The organism is Emticicia sp. MM, assembly GCF_001649495.1.
The window spans coordinates 18,535-43,345 of the sequence record NZ_LXHX01000077.1; the positions used below are offsets into that span (position 1 = coordinate 18,535).

At 37.0% G+C, this 24,811-nt stretch carries 20 protein-coding genes; 7 read left to right on the plus strand and 13 right to left on the minus strand.

The genetic code is table 11. The features are described 5' to 3' along the window. Positions 1-777 carry a LytTR family DNA-binding domain-containing protein gene (locus A6M55_RS09405; protein WP_064197370.1) on the plus strand — a complete coding sequence of 259 codons (777 nt, stop codon included), beginning with the start codon at positions 1-3 and terminating at the stop codon, positions 775-777. Positions 778-796: 19 nt separating this feature from the next. Here A6M55_RS09405 and A6M55_RS09410 read toward each other — a convergent pair whose 3' ends face one another. Further along, on the minus strand, positions 797-1,882 hold the full coding sequence (locus A6M55_RS09410) for a complex I subunit 1 family protein (protein WP_015028190.1): 1,086 nt from the start codon (positions 1,880-1,882) through the stop codon (positions 797-799). Positions 1,883-1,985: 103 nt separating this feature from the next. Next, positions 1,986-3,413 carry an asparagine--tRNA ligase gene (gene asnS, locus A6M55_RS09415; protein WP_015028191.1) on the minus strand — a complete coding sequence of 476 codons (1,428 nt, stop codon included), beginning with the start codon at positions 3,411-3,413 and terminating at the stop codon, positions 1,986-1,988. 160 nt (positions 3,414-3,573) lie between these two features. On the opposite strand from asnS, the gene A6M55_RS09420 reads away from it, so the two are divergent. Further along, a complete protein-coding gene (locus tag A6M55_RS09420; protein WP_064197371.1) occupies positions 3,574-4,182 on the plus strand; it encodes a hypothetical protein in 609 nt (202 codons plus the stop codon). A gap of 59 nt (positions 4,183-4,241) precedes the next feature. Here the strand turns inward: A6M55_RS09420 and A6M55_RS09425 are convergent, their stop codons facing one another. After that, complete coding sequence (locus tag A6M55_RS09425) at positions 4,242-5,441, minus strand: acetyl-CoA C-acetyltransferase (protein ID WP_064197372.1); 1,200 nt, start codon at positions 5,439-5,441, stop codon at positions 4,242-4,244. Between the two features lie 198 nt (positions 5,442-5,639). Here A6M55_RS09425 and A6M55_RS09430 point away from each other — a divergent pair, with 198 nt between their 5' ends. Then, positions 5,640-6,827 (plus strand): MFS transporter, encoded by a 1,188-nt coding sequence (locus tag A6M55_RS09430; protein ID WP_064197373.1) that lies wholly within the window; start codon positions 5,640-5,642, stop codon positions 6,825-6,827. Positions 6,828-6,867: 40 nt separating this feature from the next. On the opposite strand, the gene A6M55_RS09435 is transcribed toward A6M55_RS09430, so the two are convergent. The 3 genes from A6M55_RS09435 to A6M55_RS09445 all read right to left on the minus strand — a co-directional run bounded on the left by A6M55_RS09435 (position 6,868) and on the right by A6M55_RS09445 (position 8,352). Continuing rightward, entirely contained in the window at positions 6,868-7,281 is a 414-nt protein-coding gene (locus A6M55_RS09435) for an arsenate reductase ArsC (protein ID WP_015028195.1), read from the minus strand. 151 nt (positions 7,282-7,432) lie between these two features. Next, complete coding sequence (locus tag A6M55_RS09440; protein WP_064197374.1) at positions 7,433-7,909, minus strand: DUF6428 family protein; 477 nt, start codon at positions 7,907-7,909, stop codon at positions 7,433-7,435. 110 nt (positions 7,910-8,019) lie between these two features. Continuing rightward, complete coding sequence (locus A6M55_RS09445; protein ID WP_015028197.1) at positions 8,020-8,352, minus strand: helix-turn-helix transcriptional regulator; 333 nt, start codon at positions 8,350-8,352, stop codon at positions 8,020-8,022. A gap of 164 nt (positions 8,353-8,516) precedes the next feature. On the opposite strand from A6M55_RS09445, the gene mnmD reads away from it, so the two are divergent. Continuing rightward, on the plus strand, positions 8,517-9,167 hold the full coding sequence (gene mnmD, locus A6M55_RS09450) for a tRNA (5-methylaminomethyl-2-thiouridine)(34)-methyltransferase MnmD (protein WP_064197375.1): 651 nt from the start codon (positions 8,517-8,519) through the stop codon (positions 9,165-9,167). A 56-nt stretch (positions 9,168-9,223) separates the two neighbouring features. Here mnmD and A6M55_RS09455 read toward each other — a convergent pair whose 3' ends face one another. From A6M55_RS09455 to A6M55_RS09465, 3 genes are all read right to left on the minus strand, one after another. Then, positions 9,224-10,054, minus strand: a complete 831-nt coding sequence (locus A6M55_RS09455) for a M48 family metallopeptidase (protein ID WP_082892972.1) — start codon at positions 10,052-10,054, stop codon at positions 9,224-9,226. Between the two features lie 198 nt (positions 10,055-10,252). After that, positions 10,253-11,629, minus strand: coding sequence for a DEAD/DEAH box helicase (locus tag A6M55_RS09460; protein WP_015028200.1), 1,377 nt, complete (start codon positions 11,627-11,629; stop codon positions 10,253-10,255). 42 nt (positions 11,630-11,671) lie between these two features. Next, complete coding sequence (locus A6M55_RS09465) at positions 11,672-13,651, minus strand: hypothetical protein (RefSeq protein ID WP_064197376.1); 1,980 nt, start codon at positions 13,649-13,651, stop codon at positions 11,672-11,674. A 134-nt stretch (positions 13,652-13,785) separates the two neighbouring features. On the opposite strand from A6M55_RS09465, the gene A6M55_RS09470 reads away from it, so the two are divergent. Then, the gene (locus A6M55_RS09470) at positions 13,786-15,390 is read left to right on the plus strand and encodes an amidohydrolase family protein (protein ID WP_064197377.1); all 1,605 of its coding nucleotides are present in this window, start codon (positions 13,786-13,788) and stop codon (positions 15,388-15,390) included. 36 nt (positions 15,391-15,426) lie between these two features. Here the strand turns inward: A6M55_RS09470 and A6M55_RS09475 are convergent, their stop codons facing one another. The 4 genes from A6M55_RS09475 to A6M55_RS09490 all read right to left on the minus strand — a co-directional run bounded on the left by A6M55_RS09475 (position 15,427) and on the right by A6M55_RS09490 (position 19,740). Continuing rightward, a complete protein-coding gene (locus A6M55_RS09475) occupies positions 15,427-15,987 on the minus strand; it encodes a YqgE/AlgH family protein (RefSeq protein WP_015028203.1) in 561 nt (186 codons plus the stop codon). 416 nt (positions 15,988-16,403) lie between these two features. Beyond that, entirely contained in the window at positions 16,404-17,462 is a 1,059-nt protein-coding gene (locus tag A6M55_RS09480) for a hypothetical protein (RefSeq protein WP_064197378.1), read from the minus strand. Positions 17,463-17,802: 340 nt separating this feature from the next. Then, positions 17,803-18,981: an MFS transporter gene (locus A6M55_RS09485; protein ID WP_064197379.1), complete on the minus strand. Its 1,179-nt coding sequence runs from the start codon at positions 18,979-18,981 to the stop codon at positions 17,803-17,805. 87 nt (positions 18,982-19,068) lie between these two features. Further along, positions 19,069-19,740 carry an HAD family phosphatase gene (locus tag A6M55_RS09490; RefSeq protein WP_015028206.1) on the minus strand — a complete coding sequence of 224 codons (672 nt, stop codon included), beginning with the start codon at positions 19,738-19,740 and terminating at the stop codon, positions 19,069-19,071. 153 nt (positions 19,741-19,893) lie between these two features. On the opposite strand from A6M55_RS09490, the gene A6M55_RS09495 reads away from it, so the two are divergent. Both A6M55_RS09495 and uvrA read left to right on the plus strand, forming a co-directional pair. Then, positions 19,894-22,242 carry a T9SS type A sorting domain-containing protein gene (locus A6M55_RS09495; RefSeq protein ID WP_064197380.1) on the plus strand — a complete coding sequence of 783 codons (2,349 nt, stop codon included), beginning with the start codon at positions 19,894-19,896 and terminating at the stop codon, positions 22,240-22,242. Between the two features lie 59 nt (positions 22,243-22,301). Then, a partial coding sequence (uvrA, locus tag A6M55_RS09500) for an excinuclease ABC subunit UvrA (protein ID WP_064197381.1) occupies positions 22,302-24,811 on the plus strand: 2,510 nt, incomplete at its 3' end.

Genomic DNA, 24,811 nt, shown 5'->3' on the forward strand with positions numbered 1-24,811 from the left:
ATGAAAATCCTTTTAATTGAAGATGAGCCGCTCGTAGCAAAAAACCTTGAAAATTTGGTAAAACAGCTCGAAGCAACAGCCAATATCATTGCAACAATTGATAGTGTAGAAGAAGCTTTACGATGGTTTCGTAATAATGCTGAGCCTGACCTTATTCTATCGGATATTCAGCTTTCGGATGGTGTAAGTTTTGATATTTTTCAGGAAATCCAACCACTTTGTCCAATAATTTTCACAACTGCATACGATGAATATGCCATTCGAGCCTTCAAACTCAATAGCATTGATTATTTACTTAAACCTATTGATAGAGAAGAATTAAAGGTAGCTTTTGAGAAATTTAAGCGAATGAGTAGTTCAAATACGAGCAATAATCGCTTTCAAGAACAGCTTTCTCATCTATTAAATGATTTAGAAAATAAGTCAGCTATCACTAAGTTTAAAACTCGATTTACGGCTCATCATCAAAGAAATATTGTTGCAGTTGGCATTGAGAAAATAGCTTGTTTTTACAGAGATGAAGTGATTTGGATTCAAACCACTGATAATCAACGACTCATCACAGATTATAATTCTTTAGATGAAATTGAAGAACTCATTGACCCTGACTTTTTCATAAGAGCGAACCGCCAATTCATTGTCAATAAAAACACCATAGAGAGTTATCGCACGCATTTTACGGGTAAAATTGAAGTAAAATTGGTTGTTTCGACCAAAGATGATGTGGTTGTGAGTAAAGAAAAAGCCCATCAATTTAGGGCTTGGTTTGAGGAGTAATAAAGTTTTAGTAAATTGGTTAAATCATTAATAATCGCCAAATACCCGAAATTAATAACAAGACCAAACAAAAAGGCGTAAGTACTTTCCAAGAAAGATACATCAGTTGATCAACACGTAGGCGAGGGAGTGTCCAACGCACCCACATTTGAATCAAGATTAAGAAATAAGATTTTGATATTAGCCAAAAAGCTCCCCAAGCATCGGCACTCCAATGCCCAATCTCTCCGCTCGTCCAAGTTCCTAAAGTGAATGAACCTAAATTAGGGAAAGGGGTATTCCAACTACCTAAAAACAAAATTGCTCCTAAAATAGCTACCAAAAGCATCATACCGTATTCTGAGAGCATAACAATTGCCCATCGAAAGCCTGAGTATTCAGTATGAAAACCACTGATTAGCTCCGATTCTGCCTCGGGTAAATCGAATGGTGCACGGTTAGCCTCAGCTAAAGAGGCTATGAAATAGATTACAAAAACAATGATTAAAAACGGGTTACGCAGGATATTCCAAGTTAAAATTCCACCATATTGACCCACTTCCACACCTGTTGCTTTTATACCAAACAGGTAATTTTTTTCGGTAGAAAAAAGCCCTTGCTGAAAACTAATTTCTTGTAAATCAAGCGTTTGTGTAATCAAAACCACACATAAAACCGATAACCCTAGCGGCACTTCATAAGACACAATTTGAGCCACCGAACGCATCGCACCAAGCAAAGAGTATTTATTATTTGATGACCAGCCCGCCATCATGATTCCTAAAATATCGAGTGAAACGACCGACAGCAACATGAAAACACCTGTTTGGGTAGCCGAACCTCGTAGATTAGGCGAAAGCGGAAATAGTGCAAACCCCGCAAAAATAGCCATGAAAATCATCAAGGGAGCAAACTTAAATAATCGTCGGTCAACCGCTGAAGGGATAATGTCTTCTTTTTGAATTAGCTTTAATAAATCGGCAATTAGCTGAAGTAGTCCCCATTTACCAACTTCCATTGGCCCCGTACGGTCTTGAATAAAAGCCGAAACCTTACGTTCGACATATACTCCAACGACTACATTGGCAAAAATCACTGCGAGAAATATGAGTATGGTTATGAGCATGTTGGCTATTGGGAATCAAAACTCAATTGGCATTTGCTAAACGTGCCACACTTTCAGAGTGTGGCACGTCTGCTATATTTTATTCAAATTTAGTGCCTAAAAATTAAAACTCTGCATTCTTAGGTGTACGTGGGAATGGAATTACATCACGAATATTTGTCATACCCGTTACGAATAATACCAAACGCTCGAAACCAAGTCCGAAACCTGAGTGCGGAGCCGAACCAAATTTACGCGTTTCAAGATACCACCAAATGTTTTCTGGGTCGATACCTACTTCTTTCGTACGAGTTAATAATTTCTCATAATCATCTTCACGCTGCGAGCCTCCGATGATTTCACCAATACCTGGAAATAATACATCCATTGCACGAACTGTTTTTCCATCTTCATCTTGCTTCATGTAGAAAGCTTTAATTTCTTTCGGATAATTGGTCAAAATCACTGGTTTTTTAAAGTGTTTTTCTACCAAATAACGCTCATGCTCTGACTGCAAATCGATTCCCCACTCAACTGGGTATTGGAATTTTTTCTCTTTATGAGGTTTCGAGCGAAGTAAAATTTCAATCGCTTCGGTGTATGTCAAACGTTCAAATTTATTCTCAACTACAAACTTCAACTTCTCTATCAAACTTAATTCACTACGCTCGTTTTGTGGTTTATTTTTCTCTTCTTCTAATAAACGTTTTTCTAAGAAAGCTAAATCTTCAGCACAGTTTTCAAGTGCATAACGAATAACGTACTGAACGAAATCTTCGGCTAAAGCCATGTTATCTTCTAATTCATAGAAGGCAACTTCTGGCTCAATCATCCAAAACTCAGCCAAGTGACGAGTAGTATTTGAGTTTTCGGCACGGAAAGTAGGTCCGAAAGTATAAATTTTAGATAAAGCCAAAGCTCCTAGTTCTCCTTCTAACTGTCCAGAAACAGTCAAACTTGTTTGGCGACCAAAGAAGTCTTCGCTGTAATCAATGCTGCCATCTTCAGCTTTTGGAGGATTTGCCAAATCGAAGTTAGTTACATGAAACATCTCTCCTGCTCCTTCAGCATCAGAAGCCGTAATGATTGGCGTATGAAGATAGAAAAAGCCATTATCATTATAGAATTTATGAACCGCATAAGCCAATGCGTGACGAATACGAAAAACCGCTCCAAAAGTATTTGTACGGAAACGTAAGTGGGCTTTTTCACGCAAAAACTCCATAGAGTGTTTCTTAGGCTGCATCGGAAAAGTCTCATCCGCAGTGCCATAAACCACTACTTTTTCAGCCTTTACCTCAACGGCTTGTCCCGAACCCATCGAAGCAATTAGCTTACCTGTTACAGCTACACACGCACCTGTACTTACCAATTTAAGTGTTTCTTCATCAACGATTCCACCTTCTACAACCGCCTGAATATTATTTATGGTAGAGCCATCATTAATGGCGATAAAAGTTACGGCTGCTTGTCCACGTTTGGTTCGTACCCAACCTTTCACGGTTACCTCTTGTTCGTTGGGTGTCTGCTTCAGTAATTCCTTGATTTGCATAATTCTTTGTTATTCTTGAATTGAAGTGCAAAAATAGGAATAAAACTTTTCTTAAACGCTCATTGAATAGATTTATGTACTGAAGCAAAGCGTTTTTTCTGACTTTAATATGACAATTCGCTTATTTTTTGTAACTTAGTTTCATTAAAGTCGATTGTATATGGTACTTGAGAAAGATGTTGAAGTAATTCCTCGAAAAATTCCCGAAGAATTCATCTATGAAATTATGGATGGAAAACCAATCTATTATAAAGGATACAAAGAAGCGATAAAGAAACATTTAAGTGCCGAAGAAATTATGGGAAGCAGTTCATTGCAAGCAGAATTAATTAACTATATTTTAAAAATTCTTTATCGTTTTTTTGATGAAACAAAATATCGTATTCATACCAACGAGTCTGGCTTACAATTAGCTTATAAGGATACACTTGCAGGAGATATTTTAGTGTATGATAAAGCAGTATTAACCGCCGATAAAATCACAACAAAATATTCAAATGTACCGCCGAAATATGTGATTGAAGTTGATACAAATGCCGATTTAAGTGAAACCAATTTTATGGATTACCTAACTCGGAAAACTGAAAAACTCTTTGAATTTGGTACTGAAAAAGTCTTTTGGATAATTACAAGTTCTCAGAAAATTCTTATTGCTCAACCAGATGAAGATTGGTATATCAGAAGTTGGGATAAAGAAATTGAGCTTTTTGATGGAATAATCATCAACATTGGAAAATATCTGGATGAAGAAGGAATAAAAATTTCTTAAAATGCAAAAAAGCCTTGAAAATTACATTTCAAGGCTTTTTATATTATGAAATTACCATTTTAAACCCTTTCAAACACCGTAGCGATACCCATTCCACCACCAATACAAAGTGTTACGAGACCCGTTGATTTATTGGTACGCTCAAGTTCATCAATCAATGTACTTGATAGAATCGCTCCAGTAGCTCCGAGTGGATGCCCTAAAGCAATTGCTCCGCCATTGACATTTACTTTTGAATGGTCAACGCCAAAATGCTCCATAAAAAGCATCGGAACTGCCGCAAAAGCTTCATTTACTTCAAATAAATCAATATCACTAATATTCATTCCTGCTTTCTTCAACACTTTTTCGGTTGCAGGTACTGGCCCAGTCAACATGATGGTTGGCTCAGAACCCACTACGGTAAATGCCTTGACTTTGGCACGGGGCTTTAAACCTAACTTTTCACCCATGGCTTTATTACCTATCAATAAAGCTCCTGCTCCATCGGTCAATTGTGAAGAATTCCCTGCATGATGCACATGATTGATATTCACCAAATCATTGTATTTCAAAAGTGCCAAAGCATCCAGTCCCATTCCTCCCATCATTTCGAAAGCTGGTTTTAACTTTCCTAATGACTCAAGAGATGTTTCAGGGCGAATTCCTTCATCTTTATCGAGCACCGTAATACCCAAATTATCTTTTACCGCCACAATAGATTTATAACGATTTTCGGCTTGTGCTACTACTGCTCTTTTCACCGATTCTACCGCAAAGGTATCAACATCATTGCGTGAATAACCATATTTTGTAGCAATCAAATCAGCTGAAATTCCTTGCGGCACGATGCTGTGCTGTGCAATTATTTGTGGATTCATCATTAATGCTCCACCATCTGACCCCATAGGCACGCGTGACATTGACTCTACCCCACCAGCTACCATCAAATCTAATTGTCCTGACATCACATAAGCCGCAGCCATATTGATAGCTTCCAAACCAGATGAGCAAAAACGGTTTACTTGAACACCCGATACACTTTGGGCATAACCAGCCATTAAAACAGCAGTGCGTGCAATATCAGCTCCTTGTTCACCAATCGGTGAAACGCAACCCATTATTACATCATCAATAAGACTGGTATCAAGATTATTTCGGTCTTTTAAAGCTTTGAGGGCCGTTACTAGCAAGTCAACTGGTTGAATCTCGTGTAGTGAGCCATCAGATTTTCCACGACCACGAGGCGTTCGAACGGCGTCATAGATATATGCTTCCATTGTCAATGTTTAGTGAATGATGAATAGAAATAGTATGCTTGCATACTTTATTCGACAAAGCTAATCAATAGTTAGGTTTGATGCAAATCATGAAAATGCTAATTTTATGAAGTAATGATAGAACTATTTTTTTCGTTTAAATCTTTCATAATTATACGACACATCGAACCCGATATTTTTTAACTATCCATTTTACTTATGCTTTCACTGTACCGCAATGCCTTTGGTGGTTTATCTCGACAAGTCTGGCTATTAGCTTTGGTAATGCTCATTAACCGAAGTGGCACCATGGTAGTGGCATTCCTAACGCTTTATCTTACTCAAAAACTTCACTTTAGTATCACTGAAGCAGGTTTTGTGATGGGTATTTATGGCATTGGCTCCATTTGCGGAACTTTCATGGGAGGACGCCTGACCGATAAAGTTGGGTATTACCCTGTGCAGTTTTGGAGCCTGCTACTGGGTGGTATTGTATTTTTAATTCTGGTTCATGTTGAAAATTATTTTGTTTTTTGCGGGTCAGTATTTTTTTTAAGTGCATTGGGCGAAGCTTATCGACCTGCAAATACTGCTTCAATAGCCGATTTTAGCACACCAGAAACCTTTACCCGCTCAGTTTCCTTGATTCGTCTTGCCATTAACATTGGTTGGTCAATTGGCCCTGCCATTGGTGGTTTTTTAGCCTCAAGAGATTATACTTTACTATTCTGGGCCGATGGTATCACAAACGTTGGAGCAGCTATTTTGGTATTTTCTTTTCTTCGTACAACTCGTAGAAAAAAAGCAGCAAAAAAAGCAGATGCCCACGAAATTAGTCAAAAAGATTCCGTTTATAGCGACCGCCCCTACCTTATATTTTTGGTTCTTACTACACTTTACGCGATGGCTTTCTTTCAATTATTCACAATTGGGCCATTATTTTATAAGCAAGTGTGCAAATTAAGCGAAATGCAAATTGGCTATATTTTAGGAATCAATGGGCTCATAGTTGCCTTTGTTGAAATGATTTTGATTTATAAGATAGAAGGAAAGTTCGAAAAGCTTTATCTGATTAGTCTGGGAGCGGGTCTGGTTGTAATTAACTATGTAGTATTCCTACTTTCGCACGATTATATGTGGCTAATTGTAGGAATTATTTTTGCTACTTTCTCTGAGATTTTCGCCATGCCATTTATGAATGCGTTCAGCATCGAACGGTCAAAACCACATAATCGTGGCCAATATTCTGGTTTACATTCAATGACTTGGAGTATTGCACAAGTTTCTGCTCCTTTGATTGGGACACAAACGATTGCTTTTTTAGGCTTTGATACTCTTTGGTTTGTTTTAGGTTCGTTTGGACTTATTTCCTCACTTGGTTTTATTTGGATGAAACGTCTTTTATAAAAAAGCCATTCAGTAATTGTACTGAATGGCTGTATAACAACTATAAGTTTTCATTAACAAACTTTTCGGAGTAGTCTTTTATCATTTGCCTAACTACTCTGAATTGCTCCATTATTTCCTCTTCTGTACCTGTCGCTTTAGCTGGGTCAGGAAAGTTATAGTGAAACATGTTGGCATTGGTCGGAAAATAAGGACATCTTTCTTTAGCATTATCGCACACCGTAATCACGAAATCAAAATCAATATTGGTGTATTCGTTTACATTGTTTGAAGTATGCCCTGAAATATCAATCCCATCTTCTTTCATAGTAGCAATAGCACGTGGATTTACGCCGTGAGTTTCAACACCTGCACTGTAAATTTCTGCTTTATTACCAGCAAAATGTTTCAAATACCCTTCTGCAATTTGGCTTCTGCAACTATTGCCTGTACATAGAACTAATACTTTTTTCATTGATTTATTTTCAAATTTAAACAAGTAACCAAAGTAAATTAATCAGCGTAAATCTAGCATCAAAACCATAGATTAGATTCAAAATGATGATTCCAGCAATAATTACTATTGGCTTTTTATTTTTTAAAATCCAGTTTTTCATTTGTGTTTATTAACAGCAACCGCTACCGGGTGTGCAGCAAGACGATTGAGGTTGAGCTTTTAATTCTCCCAAATTGATTTTTTGCTTTTGAGGTGGAATTCCACATTGGTCTTCGGCCAAACAAGCAGTTTGTTTAGCCAAAAGTAGAAAATGGTTTCCTGTAAAGCCCAAATTATATTTTCCGATGGTTTCGCCTTGATATTCAACTTCAATTTCTGAATCTTCAATGCCCAAAACACGCTCCGAAAGTGAGATGATATTGAGAAGTTTTTGAGGTTTTAAGCGATGGTCATAATCGTTGGCATTCCAAAGCTGAAAGTTTACTACACGCTCATTTCTTACAGTTCCACCGCAATCAATAAAATATTTATTTACAACGCCCACTTCTGTAACGTGGAAACTTTCTGGCACAAAACTACCATCAGGTAATTGAAAATTTACTGCTTCAAGGCCTTCTAAGGCATTTTTTATTTCTGATAATTTCATCTTATACTAATATTTACTGTTACTGAATAAATTCAGCAACTAATTGAACAAAGGACTTATTTCATTCAAAGACTGAAACAATTCAGTCTCAATTTTTTATCATTTATAACTTAACAACAAGTTGATTTTTGTGAGGTAATGGTTTCAAACATTCCACCAAAATATTGTTGTAATTGCCCAATCACACGTTCATCTATGCAATAACAAATAGCTTTACCCTCAACATTACCTTTGATGATGCCTGCATTTTTTAGCTCTTTTAAATGCTGTGAAATAGTGGGTTGTGCCAAAGGCAACTCACTGACAATATCATTACAAATACACGCATTCACTTTAAGCAAATAATCAATAATAGCGATGCGTGCAGGGTGCCCCATTGCTTTTAACATAGTTGCTAATTCATTTTGGCGGTCGGTAAAATAATCTGTTTTAGTTACACCCATTTTTTAATATTATTATATTGCAATATTACGATATTAAAATCAAGAAATAAAAGAATTCCGTACTTTTTTTTAAAACTTGAAAACCTGCATCTCAAAAACTGCGTTTAATTCAAAAAATAAGACTGAATTAGAAATATCAATTTCTCAAACAACTCTTAGCTTTTATGAATAATATATATTTGACAGAAGATGGCTCACACTCTATTTTCAGCCAAAAATTTAATCAAACATACCACTCAAAATTTGGAGCAGTACAAGAATCACAGCGTGTTTTTATTGATTTAGGCTTGTGCTACGCCGCAGAAAAGTTCGAAGAAATTAGGATTTTTGAAATGGGTCTTGGAACTGGTCTGAATGCTCTCATGACTGCACAAGTAAGTCGAGAGAAGTTGCTTAAAGTTTCATACACAGCCATTGAAGCCTATCCGATTGAAATAGAAACAGCCAAAAGTCTTAATTATCAGGAGTTTTTTGGGGAAGATTTAGTAAAACTGCATGGACTTCCTTGGGGTGAAACTGCGAGTTTAAACGCCAATTTTAGTTTGCACAAAATCAAAGGAACTTTAGAAGATTTGGTAGTTGCCGAGCAAACTTATCATTTGATTTATTTTGATGCTTTTGCCCCTGAAACCCAACCTGAATTATGGACACAAGAAGTTTTTGAGAAAATTGCACAAATGACCGTCAAGGGTGGAGTTTTATGTACTTATTGCTCGAAAGGCTATGTGCAGCGAAATCTAAAAGCAGCTGGTTTTAGTATTGAAAAGCATGCTGGGCCCAAAGGTAAAAGAGAGGTTATACGTGCTATTTTATGAAATCTTTGAAGAAATTAGCTTCAAATAAGATGTTCAATACTTTCCTGTTTTTTCAATCAATTTTTCTTCTTAAACACTCCTCTTGGGTCTTCTTTTTTAGAAAGCAATGCTTCTAAAATTTCAACACTTGCATTATCAGGGTCGAGTTCGTAACCTTGATGGAAGCGTTCCCAAGCTTCATCAACTTCCTCGTTGAGAAGTTTTGCTAAAGACAACTGCATCAATCCGTTGGCATAATCTGGCTGCTTGGTTAATGCCTTGGTTAGAAGTTCAAAAGCAGATTGTAAATCTTTCTTTTCTGAATCAACTGTGAAGCATTTGATATAAACTGTTGCCAAATCAACGATTAGCGTTACGTTATCATCTTTCTCTAATTCGAGGCCACGATGCATTAATTCTATTGCTTGTCCATATTTTTCATTTTGGTAAGCAATTACACCCAATCCCCAATAAACATCTGCGTTTTTGTTATCGAGCAAATACGCCAAGTTGAAACGATACGTAGCCGTATCTTTTTGGCCTTCACTTAAATATTCCCAAGCACGGGTGGAGAAAAATTCACTTGCATCATTGCGAGTTTTAAAATGAGAATCACATGCTTTTAAAAACTCTTCATCTACTGATTTTTGGACATCTGTTTTTTCAAAATCACCAAAAAGTGGTAAGAGATGTATATTCACACCCTTTGGAGCTATCTTTTTCTTGACAACTTGCGTTTGGCTGTCTTGAGCAGGGACAAACGACTTTACATTTGTAGGAGCCGACTGAGTTTTACTTGGTGTTGAATAGCTATTAAGATTAATATTCTGCGAGCGAAAAACAGCTTGTTGAGCTACTAAATCGGCAGAAATCAGAACACACAAACTCGATAATAATAAAAATCTCATTAGCAAATTTTGACAAATACATCAGAGTTATAACGACATCTATTGTGAATTTATTAGCTTTTTTTGAAAAATTTAAGTGGATATTTCTTTAAACTTAAATTTTAGTAAAGTGTTAATAGAAACTACAAATTTGATGCCTAAAAAACAAATATAGCAAATTAAGGAAGACTTCGCTTAAAGCAAGGTCTTCCTTCGGCTTTAGCGTCTTTTCCCTTTCACAAACGTGCCTCCTTTCTTGCTACCCAATGACGTTTTTTTTGCTCCACTAGCACTACTCTTTGATGAAGCATTTGTTTTTTTCGTGTTTTGTGGTCTTGGTTTATGTTTTTTCTCATGAAAAGCTCCTTTGAAATTGGGGTCTTCTTTTTTGCGTTGTTCATCAACCTCCTTCAACATTGCTTGGTTTTCGGCAAAAGGTGTTGGAGCTATTTCTACATCAAGCGGAATTAATTCACGTGGAATTTCCATTCTAATAATTTTCTCAATTTTCTTGATGTGATATTCTTCCGCAATCGTTAGAAATGTAATGGCTTCGCCTACATTATTAGCTCGCCCCGTACGCCCAATTCTATGCACATAATCTTCGTAGATTAATGGCACATCGAAGTTAACTACATGACTTACATTCTGAATATCAATTCCTCTGGCAGCTACATCGGTAGAAATTAAGGCTTTTACATTTCCTTCTCTAAAAGCCTCCATTGAGTTGATACGTGTATTTTGCCCTTTATTCGCATGAATTACTCTCACCTCTCCTTTCGGAATCACTCTTCCCTTCAAGGATTCATAAACCATATCGGCCATTTCTTTCGAACGCGTAAAAATAATGGCTTTTTGTATTTCTCCTGATTTAAAAAGGAACTCCAAAATATTCAATTTGGTCTGAATATTAGGCACCGCAAACATTCTTTGTTTGATAGTTTCGGCGGTAGTTGCTTGAGGCGAAACCTCTATGCGAGTCGGGAATTCTAAAAATTCATAAGAAAGCTTTTCAACTTTTTCTGGAAATGTTGCCGAGAACAAAAGGTTTTGGCGTTTACGAGGAATAACCTCTAAAATGCTACGAATCTGTGGCATAAAGCCCATGTCCATCATCTTATCGGCCTCATCCAAAACCATTATTTTGATTTCTTTTACGCCAATTTCTCCCCTCAAATACAAATCCATGAATCGACCGGGCGTAGCCACGATAATATCAACGCCCGCTTGAACGGCCTCAATTTGCGTTTTAGGCCCAAGTCCACCATAAAGAGCCACGTGGCGAAGGTCAGTATACTTAGCTAGCTCGCCCACTGCTTTATCAATTTGCATAACCAACTCTCGCGTTGGAGCAAAAATTAAACAGCGTGGCAGCTTACCCTGTGCATATTTCACTTTCATCAGAATCGGCAATAAATAGGCAGCGGTTTTACCCGTTCCTGTTTGTGCAATTCCAAGTACATCGTGGCCTTTTAAAGTAAGTGGGATTGTCTTTTCTTGAATCGGTGTTGGAGTTGTATAACCCGCATCCGCTACGGCATTTAGCAGTTGGCGATTCAACTCAAACTGTTCGAATGTATTTTCTTGTTCTTCCATTTGTCAATTTCTAAGCTTCTTTTAGCAGAAGCGTAGGAGTTTTCACTCCATAATTTTTATTTCATTAAATTGTCCATCAAAGCTTTGTTCGAAGCCCGAAGCTTGATTCGACCAAAAACGAATCTTAGTAACGCGTTGATTATCAACACCTTTATTTACAAAAAAGTTGCTAAGCTCGGCATGGGTTATTACTTTTTGATTAATAAACACCCCGCCTTTCAATATTTTATCTATTACTCTAAAGTTTTCTTGCTTACCATTCTCATAAGTAACCGAACAATATAAATAGGGCGGCTGAAAAAGTAACCTTGATAATTTTCCTTTCACACTGTATTGAATATCTGCCGAGAAACGAATTGGGCTGCTTGATTGTGGAATTGGAATCTCCTCATTCAACTTCGCCTTGATTGTGCTTATTTTACTCGAAGTAATCTTTTTCAAAACCTTATTTTTTTGAAAAACTGCAAATGAATCTTGCTGAATTACACACGTATCGGTCAGTTGATAATTTCTTAGTAGAGACTCAGTTAAATCGGTTTCTACCCAAAATGGATTTTGCTCTCGAAATGGGTCTATTCTGAATAAAACAATTGCTGGAGCAGTTGTCGAAACATATTTTCCACCATTTTTCTTCATAAGCCAGTCGCTATTCGCTTGGTATGATTGAATTACGGGGCGAGGATTATAATTTAGTTGATTAAAGTAAATATGCGAAATCTGGTGCGGAACAATATCTACCGAAGCATTTCCAATCTTACTTTTCAAATCAACAGGCAATACCACGGGAGAATCTTTAAAATTGTCATCGTATTGATAAGATACCAATCTATTTAGATAGTTTACAGGATTTTTTCCTGCAATTATCTGCAAAATATGGTCAAACTCGAAGCCCTTCTCCTTAATATCATTTGCTATCGCATCGGGTGGATAAGTAAGAACATAGCCTTTAAAAGTCTTTTCTCCGACATAATACCTAATTATTTGTGTGGCTACTAATTGTAAACACAAGACAACAACAAACATTCTGCCCGCCCAAAGTTTTTCTTGATTTTCAGAAAATAGGTAAATCAACGTGGCCAATGGCGGCATCAACAAAAAGAAACCAAAAATATTATAAGCACCTACGGCAGTATGAGCTTGTTTGAAACCCAAAAACCAAGCTAATGCAATAAGAACATATAGGTATAGACCAAAGAAATGGTTTTTAAATAACCAACTAAAGGTACGAAGGGCAAAAAGTAGCACAACCAATACGATTAGACCTTCAAAAACCAATAAAACTGCCAAATCTTTGCTGGAAAGTAGCATAGTAGCCATGGCATCTTGGTAAGCATCAATAATCTTTAGGCTTGCCCCTAAATAGGCTGGAACATCTACGTGTAACAATATAGAAAAAACGTAGGTCAATAATATCTGGCAAAACAAGCAGAAAATAAGTGTACGTAATGTGAAGGCTTTTGCCCACCAAAAATAACATAGCGAAAGCCAAAATAAACCATATACAATGATACTTAGGTTTACTTTTATATAAAATATGAGTACTGATAGCACAATAGCTAAAATCAACGCTCCTGAATTATGGGTTTGCTTGGCATAAAGTAGCCAAAAGATAAAGAAATAAAAAAACGTAAACGAAGTATCAGAAATAAAACCCCAAGGCATGAAAATCACCAAAGCAGCAATAGCAACCAACCAAAAGTTTTTTGGAGATTTCTGAAAACATAATTTAATGATTATCAAATAGTTAACCAATGTCAGTATTTCGGCAGCTACTAAAACCCAAATCGAAACACTTTTGGGCAAAAGTCCAGTATTCAAATAACCCAATGGCCCGTAATTAAATATAAAATCACGCCCAAAAACAAAGCCTTTATCAATAGCCATCACGAGTGCTTCATGCCACGAAGCATCAATATTGAAGCCTGCATAACCCGCAGGAAGTGATAGTGAAAAGTAAATAAGACTAAAGAAAACTAGAAATAAAGTCTGACGATTTAAGAAGTATGAATTTTCTAACTGCATTAGCTATCGAGGAATTTTCTAACAATTTCCACAAAAATAGCTTAATTCGACGCTAAAACACGCTTTTAGGGCATAATTATTTCGTTTCAAACAATTATTTAGTACTTTAGTTGAAACAAAAACTACCTAAACACATGAAACACTTCAACAAATCTAAGGCTTCGAGTATATTATTATCTCTCATTATTATCACTATTTTTCCACTAAATATTATAGCCCAACAATATGATATTGTTATCAAAAATGGACGAGTGATTGATGGCTCGGGGAACCCTTGGTTCTTGGCTGATGTGGGTATTAAGGGTGGAAAAATAACGGCTATCGGTTCGCTAAAAACAAGCGAAGCAGTCAAAACAATTGATGCTAAAAACCAGATTGTTTGTCCTGGTTTTATTGATGTACATACGCACGTAGAAGATGCGATTCAGAAGCTACCAACCGCCGAAAACTTCATTTACGATGGCGTAACGAGTATTATTACAGGTAATTGCGGAAGTTCGGAAGTAAATCTTGCCAAATTTTTCGATGAGCTCAATAGCATCAAACTTAGTGTAAATTTAGGCTCACTAATTGGTCATAATGCTGTGCGTAGATACATCATGAAAAACGTATTCCGTGACCCTACCCCAAAAGAACAAATCCAGATGGAAGCCCTTGTAGAACAAGCCATGAAAGATGGGGCCGTAGGCTTGGCCACTGGTTTAATTTACATTCCAGGCACCTATTCTAAAACACCTGAAGTAGTTGGTTTGGCCAAAGTGGCATCAGCTTATGGCGGGGGATATGCTTCACATATTCGAGATGAAGCCTCCAAAGTTAAGGATGCAATTAACGAGGCAATCAATATTGGCCGTGAAGCCCATATTCCAGTTGAAATTTCTCATTTTAAGATTTCGAGTAAACCTCTTTGGGGCCAAAGTAATATGACTATTGATTTAGTAGAAAAAGCTCGTTTAGAAGGAATTGATGTAAATGTTGACCAGTATCCGTATACTGCCAGCAGTACTAATATGGGCACGATGATTCCTTCATGGGCATTGGCTGATGGCGATTCGCTGGTGCATGTTCGACTAACCGACCCTGAAACTCGTAAAAAAATTAAGGAAGAAATGTTGAAAGGCTTAAAGGCCGATAATCGCAAAAACTTTGACTATGCTTTTGTGGCACGCTACAAAGCAGATTCAAGCCTCAACGGCAAGAATATTACTGAAATCAATAAGCTTTTGGGCAGAAAACAAAATGCAGCTACCGAAGCCGAACTAATCATGGACATGGTTGATAAAGGTGGAGCTCAGATGATTTTTCATAAAATGAGCGAAGAAGATGTAGTGAAAATCTTACAATATCCCTATACTATGATTGCTTCTGATGCTGGTGTAATTCAGTTTAATAAAAATGTACCTCATCCACGTGGTTATGGCTCAAATGCAAGAGTATTAGGACGTTATGTGCGAGAAAAAAACGTTTTACGCCTTGAAGATGCTATTCGACGAATGACCTCATTGCCTGCCCAACGTTTCAAGATTGACAATCGTGGACTTATTCGCACTGGTTATGCCGCCGATATTTTGATTTTTGATGAAAATAGAATTACCGATAAAGCTACTTTTGAGCAGCCACATGCCTATTCAGAAGGCATTGAGGTAGTTTTAGTCAATGGAGTGCCTGTGGTAGAAAACGGCAAACACACTGGTCAGAAATCTGGTCAGATTATTTACGGGCAAGGAAAAACAAAATAAATCAATATTGAGGAAGCATTTTCTTGCTTCCTCTTTTTAGTTCAAGCGTGGGTCTGTTGGGTAGTTTGATAACACTTTATACTGTCCACCCATACGTTTAAGTACTTCTCGCCAAAAATTATTGCTAGGAGTTTCAAAAATCAAACCAGCATCAATATCAGAAACTATCCAAGAATCTTGCATTAACTCTCCTTCCAATTGGCCAGCTCCCCAACCTGAATATCCTACGAAAAGCCTAATATCATTTTCTGATATTTTGCTGATATTTATTAAAGTTTTTACTTGTTCGAAATCACCTGACCAATAAATTCCATTACCAAGCTCAACCGAACCTTCAATTTCATCACCTAAACGATGAATAAAATGCAAAGTATTTTGCTCTACTGGCCCCCCCAAATAGAGAGGTAATTCGGCATAAATATTTTCTATTACATCATCAAGTTTCAGATTAGTAAGTTGATTAAGCACTAAACCAAAAGCTCCCAAATTATTATATTCGCAAAGCAAAACCACACTTCTCTCGAAATTCTTATCTCCTAAAAACGGCTCTGCAATCAAAACCTTTCCCTTCGTAGGTCTTATCCTTTCTTCTTTCATAATTTTCTATCGTATATACTTCTCTAATGTATCTAAATTCTACTTTATTTTACTAAGAAAAAAATATTTTAAAATTTTTAAGTTTATAGAAATCCATATTCTGCTCAATCTCGTATATACGACTAATATTGTGTGAACCATTTATATTTATTTAACAAGGGTTTCAATCAATTTACTATATATCCATATAAATCTTATTAAGCGTTTCTAGTATTTTAACCCACTACTTTTATCTGTATTTTGATTAAGCTACGTGGCTTGTCAAAAATTAATTAAAGTTACTTTTAACAATAGTGAAAGTTAGGTAACCCAAAAGGAAAAGGCTCTTCAGTAGAAGAGCCTTTTTTGATGTACAAATAAATAAAGAAGGGCATTCCGTTTGAAATGCCCTTCTTATCAAATATATTTTTAAAAGATTATCTTTTCAAGATCATTTTTTGTACTAATGGTTTTCCATCAACCCTTAATACGCGAATGGTAAGTTCAGTTGCAGGAAGATTATTTGGTAATTGATATGCCGTACGCAAATCTTTCACTAAACCTTCTTTGTGCATAACCGTAGAACCATCTTGGTTTGTTACATCAACCGTAACTTGCTCATTTTCATTCATACCACCCAATTTCAAGAAATACTCGCCTTCGGTTGGATTTGGATAAACTCCAATTTCTGCTTTAATATTACGACTTTTCGCTAAAGTAAATAATGTGCCATTTTTCAGATCTGTTGAAGCCGAAAGTTTTGAATCTTCCAAAACATCCCAAGTACCTCTTTTCAAATATGCTACTTCTTCTAAACCAGCTTGGCTATTTACCGAAACCTGTGCCGAGCCTTTAACTGATTCAGATTTTAAACTCCAATATTCATTTTCATTGATAGCTGCTACATTTTCAGAAACCTGACCAGAGATATTCAACGGACTTTTATACAGATAAGTAGCGGTGAGTATTTGGCTATCTGAATTACGAGCTACACTAAATGCACGTAGGTTTGTTCCATCTCCTAATGGGAATTCAAAACTTTCGCTTCCTTCCTTCTTGATTACGCCACTGACATGTGAGAAATCAGACGCCCCAGTATGTTTAGCATTTGTAGAAAATACCAATGGATTTGCTGATGAAGAGGTAATTACGCCACGACGAAAAGCTATAGACTCATTTACACGTAGTGGTGTTTCAAGTTTTATATCATTATCTAACATCAATTGGCTAAATGCTAGCTCATTCTTACTTCTAAGAAGTTGTGCCCCGTTTCCATCAAAAATGGCTACGCCCACTGATTGTAATGAATTAAGATTTTCTAAGTTTTTCTGAAAATGAACTTTTCCATTATTAGTAATCTTACCCTCATTAATTACATCAGTATTAAAGCTAACAACTGCTCCCTCGCCTACGTAGAAGTCTGTACCATTCACAAACTGTGCATTTACATGGCCAGCTAATAAGCATACACCAAGTGAGTAGATAAATCTTTTCATATATTAATGCTTTTCTTGTTTTCTTAATATAAAGGTAGAGACTTGGTTTAAGAAGAAAAAACTTTCATATTAAATTTTATTTAATGGTAAGGAAAATTTTTGTTTTCTTCACTATACCGCTAATATACTTGAGCAATTATCATTCCACAAGAAATTAATTGGCAAAAATTTCTATTGAAAGGTATCATTTACCATAAAAACCTCTAATAATTTCATAAAGTTAAAATTTGGCACGAAGATTTTAACAAAAAATGAGCGAAAATCTATTTCATAAACTCTTTTTGAAAGTATCCTAAGTAGATAGGATATAAAATTAGCCGAGAAATATTAGATATATGACTCAATATAATTTCACCCGACTCACCAAAAATGCCCATACTAAACCTAAAATAGCCACAACAGAAAGAGCGAAGGGTAAATTAATGCTTTTGGAAATAAAACCAATAAAAACGGGCCCAGCTAAAAAACCTGCCATACTAAATGTATTCATGGTAGCCAAACCAGCCCCTTTAGCCATACCCGGTACACGTGCCGCACTTCCATAAAGAATTGGAGCTCCACAAGAAACGCCTGCTCCTACCAAAGCAAAGCCAACAATAGCGGTGAAAGTATAAGGAAAAGCAACAGCCAAAGCAATTCCGAGTGTTGAGATAACTCCTCCTCCACGAAGCACGGCATTCGCCCCAAAACGAGGAATCAGGGCATCACCAAGAAAACGCCCTAAAGCCATAAACATTGAATATCCAGCCAAACCCCAACCAATAAAATAATCATCGGTCTGAACTACTTCACGCATATACACCGCCGTCCAATCGGCCATTGTTCCTTCTGTTACATTTGTGCATAAGCTTATGAGTATCATTAATAACAAAGCTCCTTTCGGAAGTATAAATTTTGCTCCAGGAGCAGACCCTCCACCGCTTTCGTTTTCTTGTATTTTTTCTTCGTGAATCCCCAAAATAGTTGGTCGAAGAAATAATACCATTGCCGTAATTACCAAAGCGATTGCTGCCATTTGATAAGCAGGCACTATTTTCATTCCTTGTAGGATACTTGCAGCTATAGAACCAAACATCAAGCCTGCACTAAACATTCCGTGACAAGTGGACATGATATTAATTTTGTACTGATGCTCAAGACTTGTTACACAAGTATTCATCGCAACATTCGTTACCGAAAGACACATACCAACAATCGCAAGACCAAGAGAAGTGAGTGGCAGCCAATCAGCTCCTACCGGAACAATATAAGTTGTAGCTAATAAAATTAAACCCAAAATAGTTGTATTAAGCATTCCGAATCGATTAATAAAAAAGGTCGAAAACGGATTCATCAAAGTTGCTCCAATCGGGAAACTCAGTAATAATAAACCTAATTGAGCATCATTCAGATCAAATTTTTGCTTAACAAAGGGAATAAGCGTTGCCCAATTACCGAATAAAAAGCCAACCGAAATAAAAACCATTCCGATAGCTAAACTCTGACGATGTGTAAAAAAAGTGCGTAAATGTATAAGCATTATCAATAAAATGTAGGACAGGTTTGCAACCTGTCAATGGTGCCCATTGGGCAGTTTCACTGGGTTCGTTAATCATGTTTGGATAGGTTATAAACCTGTCTTACTCACAATATCTTTGATTTTCTGATAAGTAAGTCCTTCATAATTAACAATATAATCATCACAAATAGGCAATTCTTCTTTCTTATACGTAGAAAGCACACCTACAACCTTAGCTCCAGCCGATTTTCCAGCCGTAACACCCGAAAATGAATCTTCAAAAACCACACATTTAGCGGGGTCAATACCTAAATTTTGGGCTGATTTCAAATACACTTCGGGGTTTGGTTTATGAGCAGTTACATCTTCACTTGAAAGCAATGATTCCATTTTTTCACGAAGGGGAAGTTTACTCAAAATCAATTCCATATTCAAATAAGGAGCCGAAGTAGCAATACCCGTTTTAACACCATTGGCCTTTAGGTCTTCAATGAATGTTAATAAACCTGAAATTGGCTTTACTTCTTCATCGTAGATTTCACGAAATAATGCTTCTTTCTCAAACTCCATACGGGCAAATTCTTCTCCAACAATTTCTCTTTTAAAGAAATGTTTTAAAATATAGCTATTGCTTTTTCCATACATATGGGCAATGAATTCTTCTTCACTTGAAGCGATTCCATGCTTATCAAGGTAAGCTTTCCAAGCTAATGAATGATAGGGATTAGTATCACAAATGACCCCATCCATGTCGAAAATTACGGCGAACGGTGTTTCCAATGGTTTAAGATTTTTTGCAAAAATACAGTTTTTAGTGGCTTTTTTTTTCAATTTGATTTGCTAAAAATAGTACTGGATTGACAATTGTTGTGTTAAAGTCCTTATTTTTGCTTCTTAAAGCCGTCATTTTCAATCTATTAAACATTCAATTCGATGTCCCCAAAGTCTTCATTTTTGTTTAATAAAGCCTTTTTTTTAACACTACTACTTTTATGCAAAACATTTATTTCTTACGCTCAAATCAGTATTAGCTTCCCAGTAAATAGAATCGTCTTCCAAAGAAATAACGATAATACTGGTTTTGTCAATATCGTAGGTTCCTATACAGAAGCCATTGACAAAGTAGAAGCAAAACTTACGCCTATCGCCAAAGACCAAGGTACTGAAACCGACTGGATACTTATCCAAGACCAACCAAAAGCTGGTTATTTTACTGGAAAAATAGAAGGAAAAGGTGGTTGGTATAAGCTTGAAGTAAGAGCAACCAAAAATGGAAATGTAATAAAAACCATTTCGGTAGAAAAGGTTGGTATTGGAGAAGTCTTTATCGCTTTAGGTCAATCTAACGCACAAGGAATTCCTAATTATGGAGCCAAAGGAGCAACCGACGACAGGGTAAATACCATTAATTTCCAGAATAGTCAAGTTTTAGACCCATTACCCGAAAATCTTAATTTTGTACAATTGGGCGAAGGTGTGAATATTGCCCCTCAAGGCGATGGCCCGTGGTGTTATGGAGAATTGGGTGATAGGCTGGCCAAACGTTTAAATGTACCAATTGCATTTTTCAATGAAGGTCTTTTGCTAGTTTCTGTCATTAATTGGCGAGAAAGTGCGGAAGGTCAACCAACTTTCAATTTTGTTTTGGATGTCGGTGGGCGTTTTCAACTTCCAGGTGGCCTCCCCTACGTAAACCTTAAAAATACACTACAATATTATGGTGCATTGATGGGGGTTCGTTCGTTGCTTTGGATTCAAGGTGAAACCGACAATCTCCCCAATCGACTTTCAGCCGATACTTATGCCTCTAATCTTCAAAAAGTGATTGATATTTCAAGACGAGATTTTGATGATAAACTTACATGGATGGTTTCTCGTACCTCTATTACTTATCAAGCCCCCTCAAACCCAGAAATTATCGAAGGTCAAAATCGGATTATCAAAAAAACTGGCAATAATGTTTTTGCTGGTCCTTTCACCGATAACCTACAAAACCCAAGGCCAGATAATGTGCATTTTCAGAATATTCCGGGAAATATGGGAATATCACTTTTAGCAGAAAATTGGGACAAAGCCATGGATGATAATTTTTTCAAAAATTCAACGCCTGTCATTGCCAAAGCAATTCTTGAACCCGAAATTTCATGTGATTCCAGCAATCGTGTTAATTTAAAATTACCCGAAGGTATGCAAAGCTACGAATGGTCAAATAAGGCAAAAACTAAGCAAATTACTGTTGATAAAGGTATTTTTACAGCTATCGTAAAAGACAAGAATGGCAATAAACGATTAGTGCCAACGATTAATACCAATTGGGTTTATTTTGCACAAAAACCGAGTATAACAGCTGATAAAAACTTCGAATTTTGTACCGATGGAATTACCAAAATCGAACTCACAGCCAACCTTTTAGATGCGAAATCTTTTATTTGGAGTTCGGGAGAAACTACTCAAAAAATATCTTTAAGCACTTCTGGTGAATTTTCAGTAAGAGGAAAAACAGCACTAGGGTGTATTTCTGAAACTTCTGATAAAATTGTTATTAAAGCAAATCTAACCCCTGCACAACCTAAAATAGTAGTTTCTCCAGCTAATAATGTTTGTGAGGGTCAAAACATTACAATTACTACCGATAGTAAAGAAAAACTCATTTGGAGTAGTTCTGCCACTTCTAATTCGCTCACTTATAGCAATATAGGCAACTATGAAATTGCTGTTAGAGCCATTTCTTCGGCAGGATGTGTTTCAGCATCTTCTAATCTGGAAAAATTAAGCATCAACCCTACACCCAAACAGCCAACCCTTTCTCAAATTGGCCTTTATACTTTGAAAACCTTGAGCACAGATTTGACACCAAACGACCAATTCGAATGGCTAAAAGATAATACTGCTTTTTCAAAAACAAGTTTACAAAATATCAAAGTCACGCAAACAGGAAATTATCAAGTTTCAGTAAATAGAACTTACCAAACACCCAATAATCAAGCCATTAGCTGTCTATCTAAGCCTTCCAATTTAGTCAGTTATAAAAGCGGTACGCATATATTCTCGTTGTATCCAAACCCCGCGAAAGATATAATGTATATAGACACTCAAGAATTACTGCAAAACGTTGAAGTAAGGTTTTATACCATATTGGGAGAAGAAGTTTTTAGATACCATGCCGATAACACCAACGAACCAATAGAAATGAATATTCGTAACTTAGAAAAGGGCTTTTACGTTGTCAAAATCATTAGCTATGATTTCGAAGATTCAGCCAATATAATAATCCAAAAATAACGAAACTATATCAGCTCAAAATTGGTTGAAGAAGTTTGAGCTATTCTTTTTAAAACTGGATGAACAATACCCCCAATACTCAATATACTAACGTTGAATCGCTTGACCCTAAACAACACATCATTATCAAGGGAGCGAAAGTAAACAATCTAAAAAACATTGATGTTGCTATTCCACGCAATAAATTGGTTGTCGTAACGGGCCTTTCCGGAAGTGGAAAATCTTCTTTGGCTTTTGATACACTTTTTGCCGAGGGGCAAAGAATGTACGTTGAGAGTTTAAGCTCGTATGCTCGTCAGTTTTTGGGGAGAATGGAAAAACCCGAAGTAGATTATATCAAAGGCGTTTCGCCAGCGATTGCTATCGAACAAAAAGTTGCCACCAAAAACCCTCGCTCAACTGTTGGCACAACCACCGAAATTTATGATTACCTCAAACTTCTTTTTGCCCGTGCGGGTATCACCTACTCGCCTGTTTCGGGGCAAGAAGTACGAAAAGATACCGTAACTGATGTAGTCAACTTTATTCTCTCGCATGAAGAAGGTACAAGGGTAATGGTTCTAACGCCTTTAAAAGTAAAAGAAGGAAGAAAAATTGAGAAAGAATTAGAACTCCTGTTACAAAAAGGCTATACGCGTATTGTTGTAGATGGCGAAATAAAACAAATTGAAGAACTCCAAGAAACCAAAACAAAGCTTTCTACTGAACAAGATTTAGAAATTCTAATTGATAGAGGTATTGTTAAACTCGACGATGAAGATACACAGTTTCGTTTCTCTGATTCTGTTCAAACAGCTTTTTTTGAAGGGGAAGGTGAATGTATTGTGGAGATTGTGCCCTCGACTTCGCTCGGGCAACAATCGACTTCGCTCGGGCAACAATCAACTTCACTTGGACAACAATCAACTTCGATAGAGCAACAAATGCCCAAACAATCGATACCTGAGCGTAGCCGAGGGCCGAAAAGAAGTAAATTCTCAGATAAGTTTGAACTCGACGGAATAGCATTTGAAGAGCCAAGCGTAAATCTTTTCACATTCAATAATCCTTATGGAGCCTGCAAACGCTGCGAAGGCTACGGAAAAGTTTTGGGCATTGACCCAGAATTGGTGATTCCTGATAAAAACCTTTCAGTCTTTGAAGGAGCCATTGCTCCTTGGCGTACCGAACGCATGAGCGAATGGCTTAGCCCTCTACTCAGAAATGGCATTCGTTTCGATTTTCCGATACATCGCTCCTACAAAGACTTAACGCCAGAAGAACAAAAATTACTTTGGACGGGCAATGAGTATTTTCAAGGACTCGATGCTTTCTTTGCTGATATTGAAAGCCAAGTGCATAAAGTGCAATATCGGGTCATGCTTTCTCGCTACCGTGGCCGTACAGATTGCCCTGACTGTCGAGGTTCACGCCTGAGAAAAGATGCCAGTTATGTAAAAATTGGTGGCAAATCAATCGTCGATTTAGTATTAATGTCAATATCTGAAGTGGCAGAGTTTTTCAAGAACTTAGAGCTTCCAGAATATCAAAAAGCAGTTTCTAAAAGAATTTTAATCGAAATCAACAGTCGTTTAGAGTTCATGGAACGTGTAGGCTTAGGTTATCTTACGCTCAATCGCTTGGCTTCAACTTTATCGGGTGGTGAATTTCAACGTATCAAATTGGCTACTTCATTGGGGAGTTCGTTGGTTGGTTCGATGTATATTCTCGATGAACCAAGCATTGGTCTTCACCCACGTGATACCAAGCGTTTGGTAAGTGTACTTGAATCATTGCGTGATATGGGCAATACCGTTGTAGTGGTTGAACACGAGGAAGAAGTCATGCGTGCCGCTGACCAAATCATTGATATTGGCCCTAATGCTGGTACTTTGGGTGGTGAGTTAGTTTTTCAAGGTAGTTGGGAAGAAATTAACCAAACAGCAACAAATCAAGCCAGTATTTCGCATACCATCAATTTTTTGACAGGAATTGACCAAATTTCTACCCCAACTCAACGACGCCGTCCAACCGATTTTATTGAGTTAAAGGGAGCGAGAGAAAATAATTTAAAAGAAGTAGATGTGAAGTTTCCATTGGGCGTACTTACGGTCGTAACGGGCGTGAGTGGTTCAGGAAAATCGACATTAGTTCGTAAAATCTTATTCCCTGCAATTGCTCGTCTGAAAGGTGAATATAGTGAAGAAGCTGGAAAATATGCTGGTTTAGTAGGTTCACTCGACAGAATCACGCAGGTTGAAATGATTGACCAAAACCCAATTGGAAAATCTTCTCGTTCGAATCCTGTTACCTATATCAAAGCATACGATTATATTCGTCAGATGATGGCCGAACAACAGCTTTCAAAAGCACGAGATTATAAGCCTGCGTTTTTCTCTTTCAACGTTGATGGTGGACGTTGTGAAGCTTGCCAAGGTGAAGGAGAGCAAACCATCGAAATGCAATTTATGGCCGATGTACGCCTAAAATGTGAAAGTTGTGGCGGAAAGCGTTTCAAGCAGGAAATTCTGGAGGTAAAATATAATGAAAAAGATATTGCCGATATTTTGGCAATGACCGTTGACGAAGC

Bases quoted from the DNA above. Each gene is read 5' to 3' on its own strand.
- A6M55_RS09425 (WP_064197372.1), bottom strand. From the start codon at position 5,441: ATGGAAGCATATATCTATGACGCCGTTCGAACGCCTCGTGGTCGTGGA.
- A6M55_RS09430 (WP_064197373.1), top strand. From the start codon at position 5,640: ATGCTTTCACTGTACCGCAATGCCTTTGGTGGTTTATCTCGACAAGTC.
- asnS (WP_015028191.1), bottom strand. From the start codon at position 3,413: ATGCAAATCAAGGAATTACTGAAGCAGACACCCAACGAACAAGAGGTA.
- A6M55_RS09465 (WP_064197376.1), bottom strand. From the start codon at position 13,651: ATGCAGTTAGAAAATTCATACTTCTTAAATCGTCAGACTTTATTTCTA.
- A6M55_RS09475 (WP_015028203.1), bottom strand. From the start codon at position 15,987: ATGAAAGAAGAAAGGATAAGACCTACGAAGGGAAAGGTTTTGATTGCA.
- A6M55_RS09470 (WP_064197377.1), top strand. From the start codon at position 13,786: ATGAAACACTTCAACAAATCTAAGGCTTCGAGTATATTATTATCTCTC.
- A6M55_RS09460 (WP_015028200.1), bottom strand. From the start codon at position 11,629: ATGGAAGAACAAGAAAATACATTCGAACAGTTTGAGTTGAATCGCCAA.
- mnmD (WP_064197375.1), top strand. From the start codon at position 8,517: ATGAATAATATATATTTGACAGAAGATGGCTCACACTCTATTTTCAGC.
- A6M55_RS09420 (WP_064197371.1), top strand. From the start codon at position 3,574: ATGGTACTTGAGAAAGATGTTGAAGTAATTCCTCGAAAAATTCCCGAA.
- A6M55_RS09445 (WP_015028197.1), bottom strand. From the start codon at position 8,352: ATGGGTGTAACTAAAACAGATTATTTTACCGACCGCCAAAATGAATTA.
- A6M55_RS09495 (WP_064197380.1), top strand. From the start codon at position 19,894: ATGTCCCCAAAGTCTTCATTTTTGTTTAATAAAGCCTTTTTTTTAACA.
- A6M55_RS09435 (WP_015028195.1), bottom strand. From the start codon at position 7,281: ATGAAAAAAGTATTAGTTCTATGTACAGGCAATAGTTGCAGAAGCCAA.
- A6M55_RS09405 (WP_064197370.1), top strand. From the start codon at position 1: ATGAAAATCCTTTTAATTGAAGATGAGCCGCTCGTAGCAAAAAACCTT.
- A6M55_RS09480 (WP_064197378.1), bottom strand. From the start codon at position 17,462: ATGAAAAGATTTATCTACTCACTTGGTGTATGCTTATTAGCTGGCCAT.
- A6M55_RS09455 (WP_082892972.1), bottom strand. From the start codon at position 10,054: ATGAGATTTTTATTATTATCGAGTTTGTGTGTTCTGATTTCTGCCGAT.
- A6M55_RS09410 (WP_015028190.1), bottom strand. From the start codon at position 1,882: ATGCTCATAACCATACTCATATTTCTCGCAGTGATTTTTGCCAATGTA.
- A6M55_RS09485 (WP_064197379.1), bottom strand. From the start codon at position 18,981: ATGCTTATACATTTACGCACTTTTTTTACACATCGTCAGAGTTTAGCT.
- A6M55_RS09440 (WP_064197374.1), bottom strand. From the start codon at position 7,909: ATGAAATTATCAGAAATAAAAAATGCCTTAGAAGGCCTTGAAGCAGTA.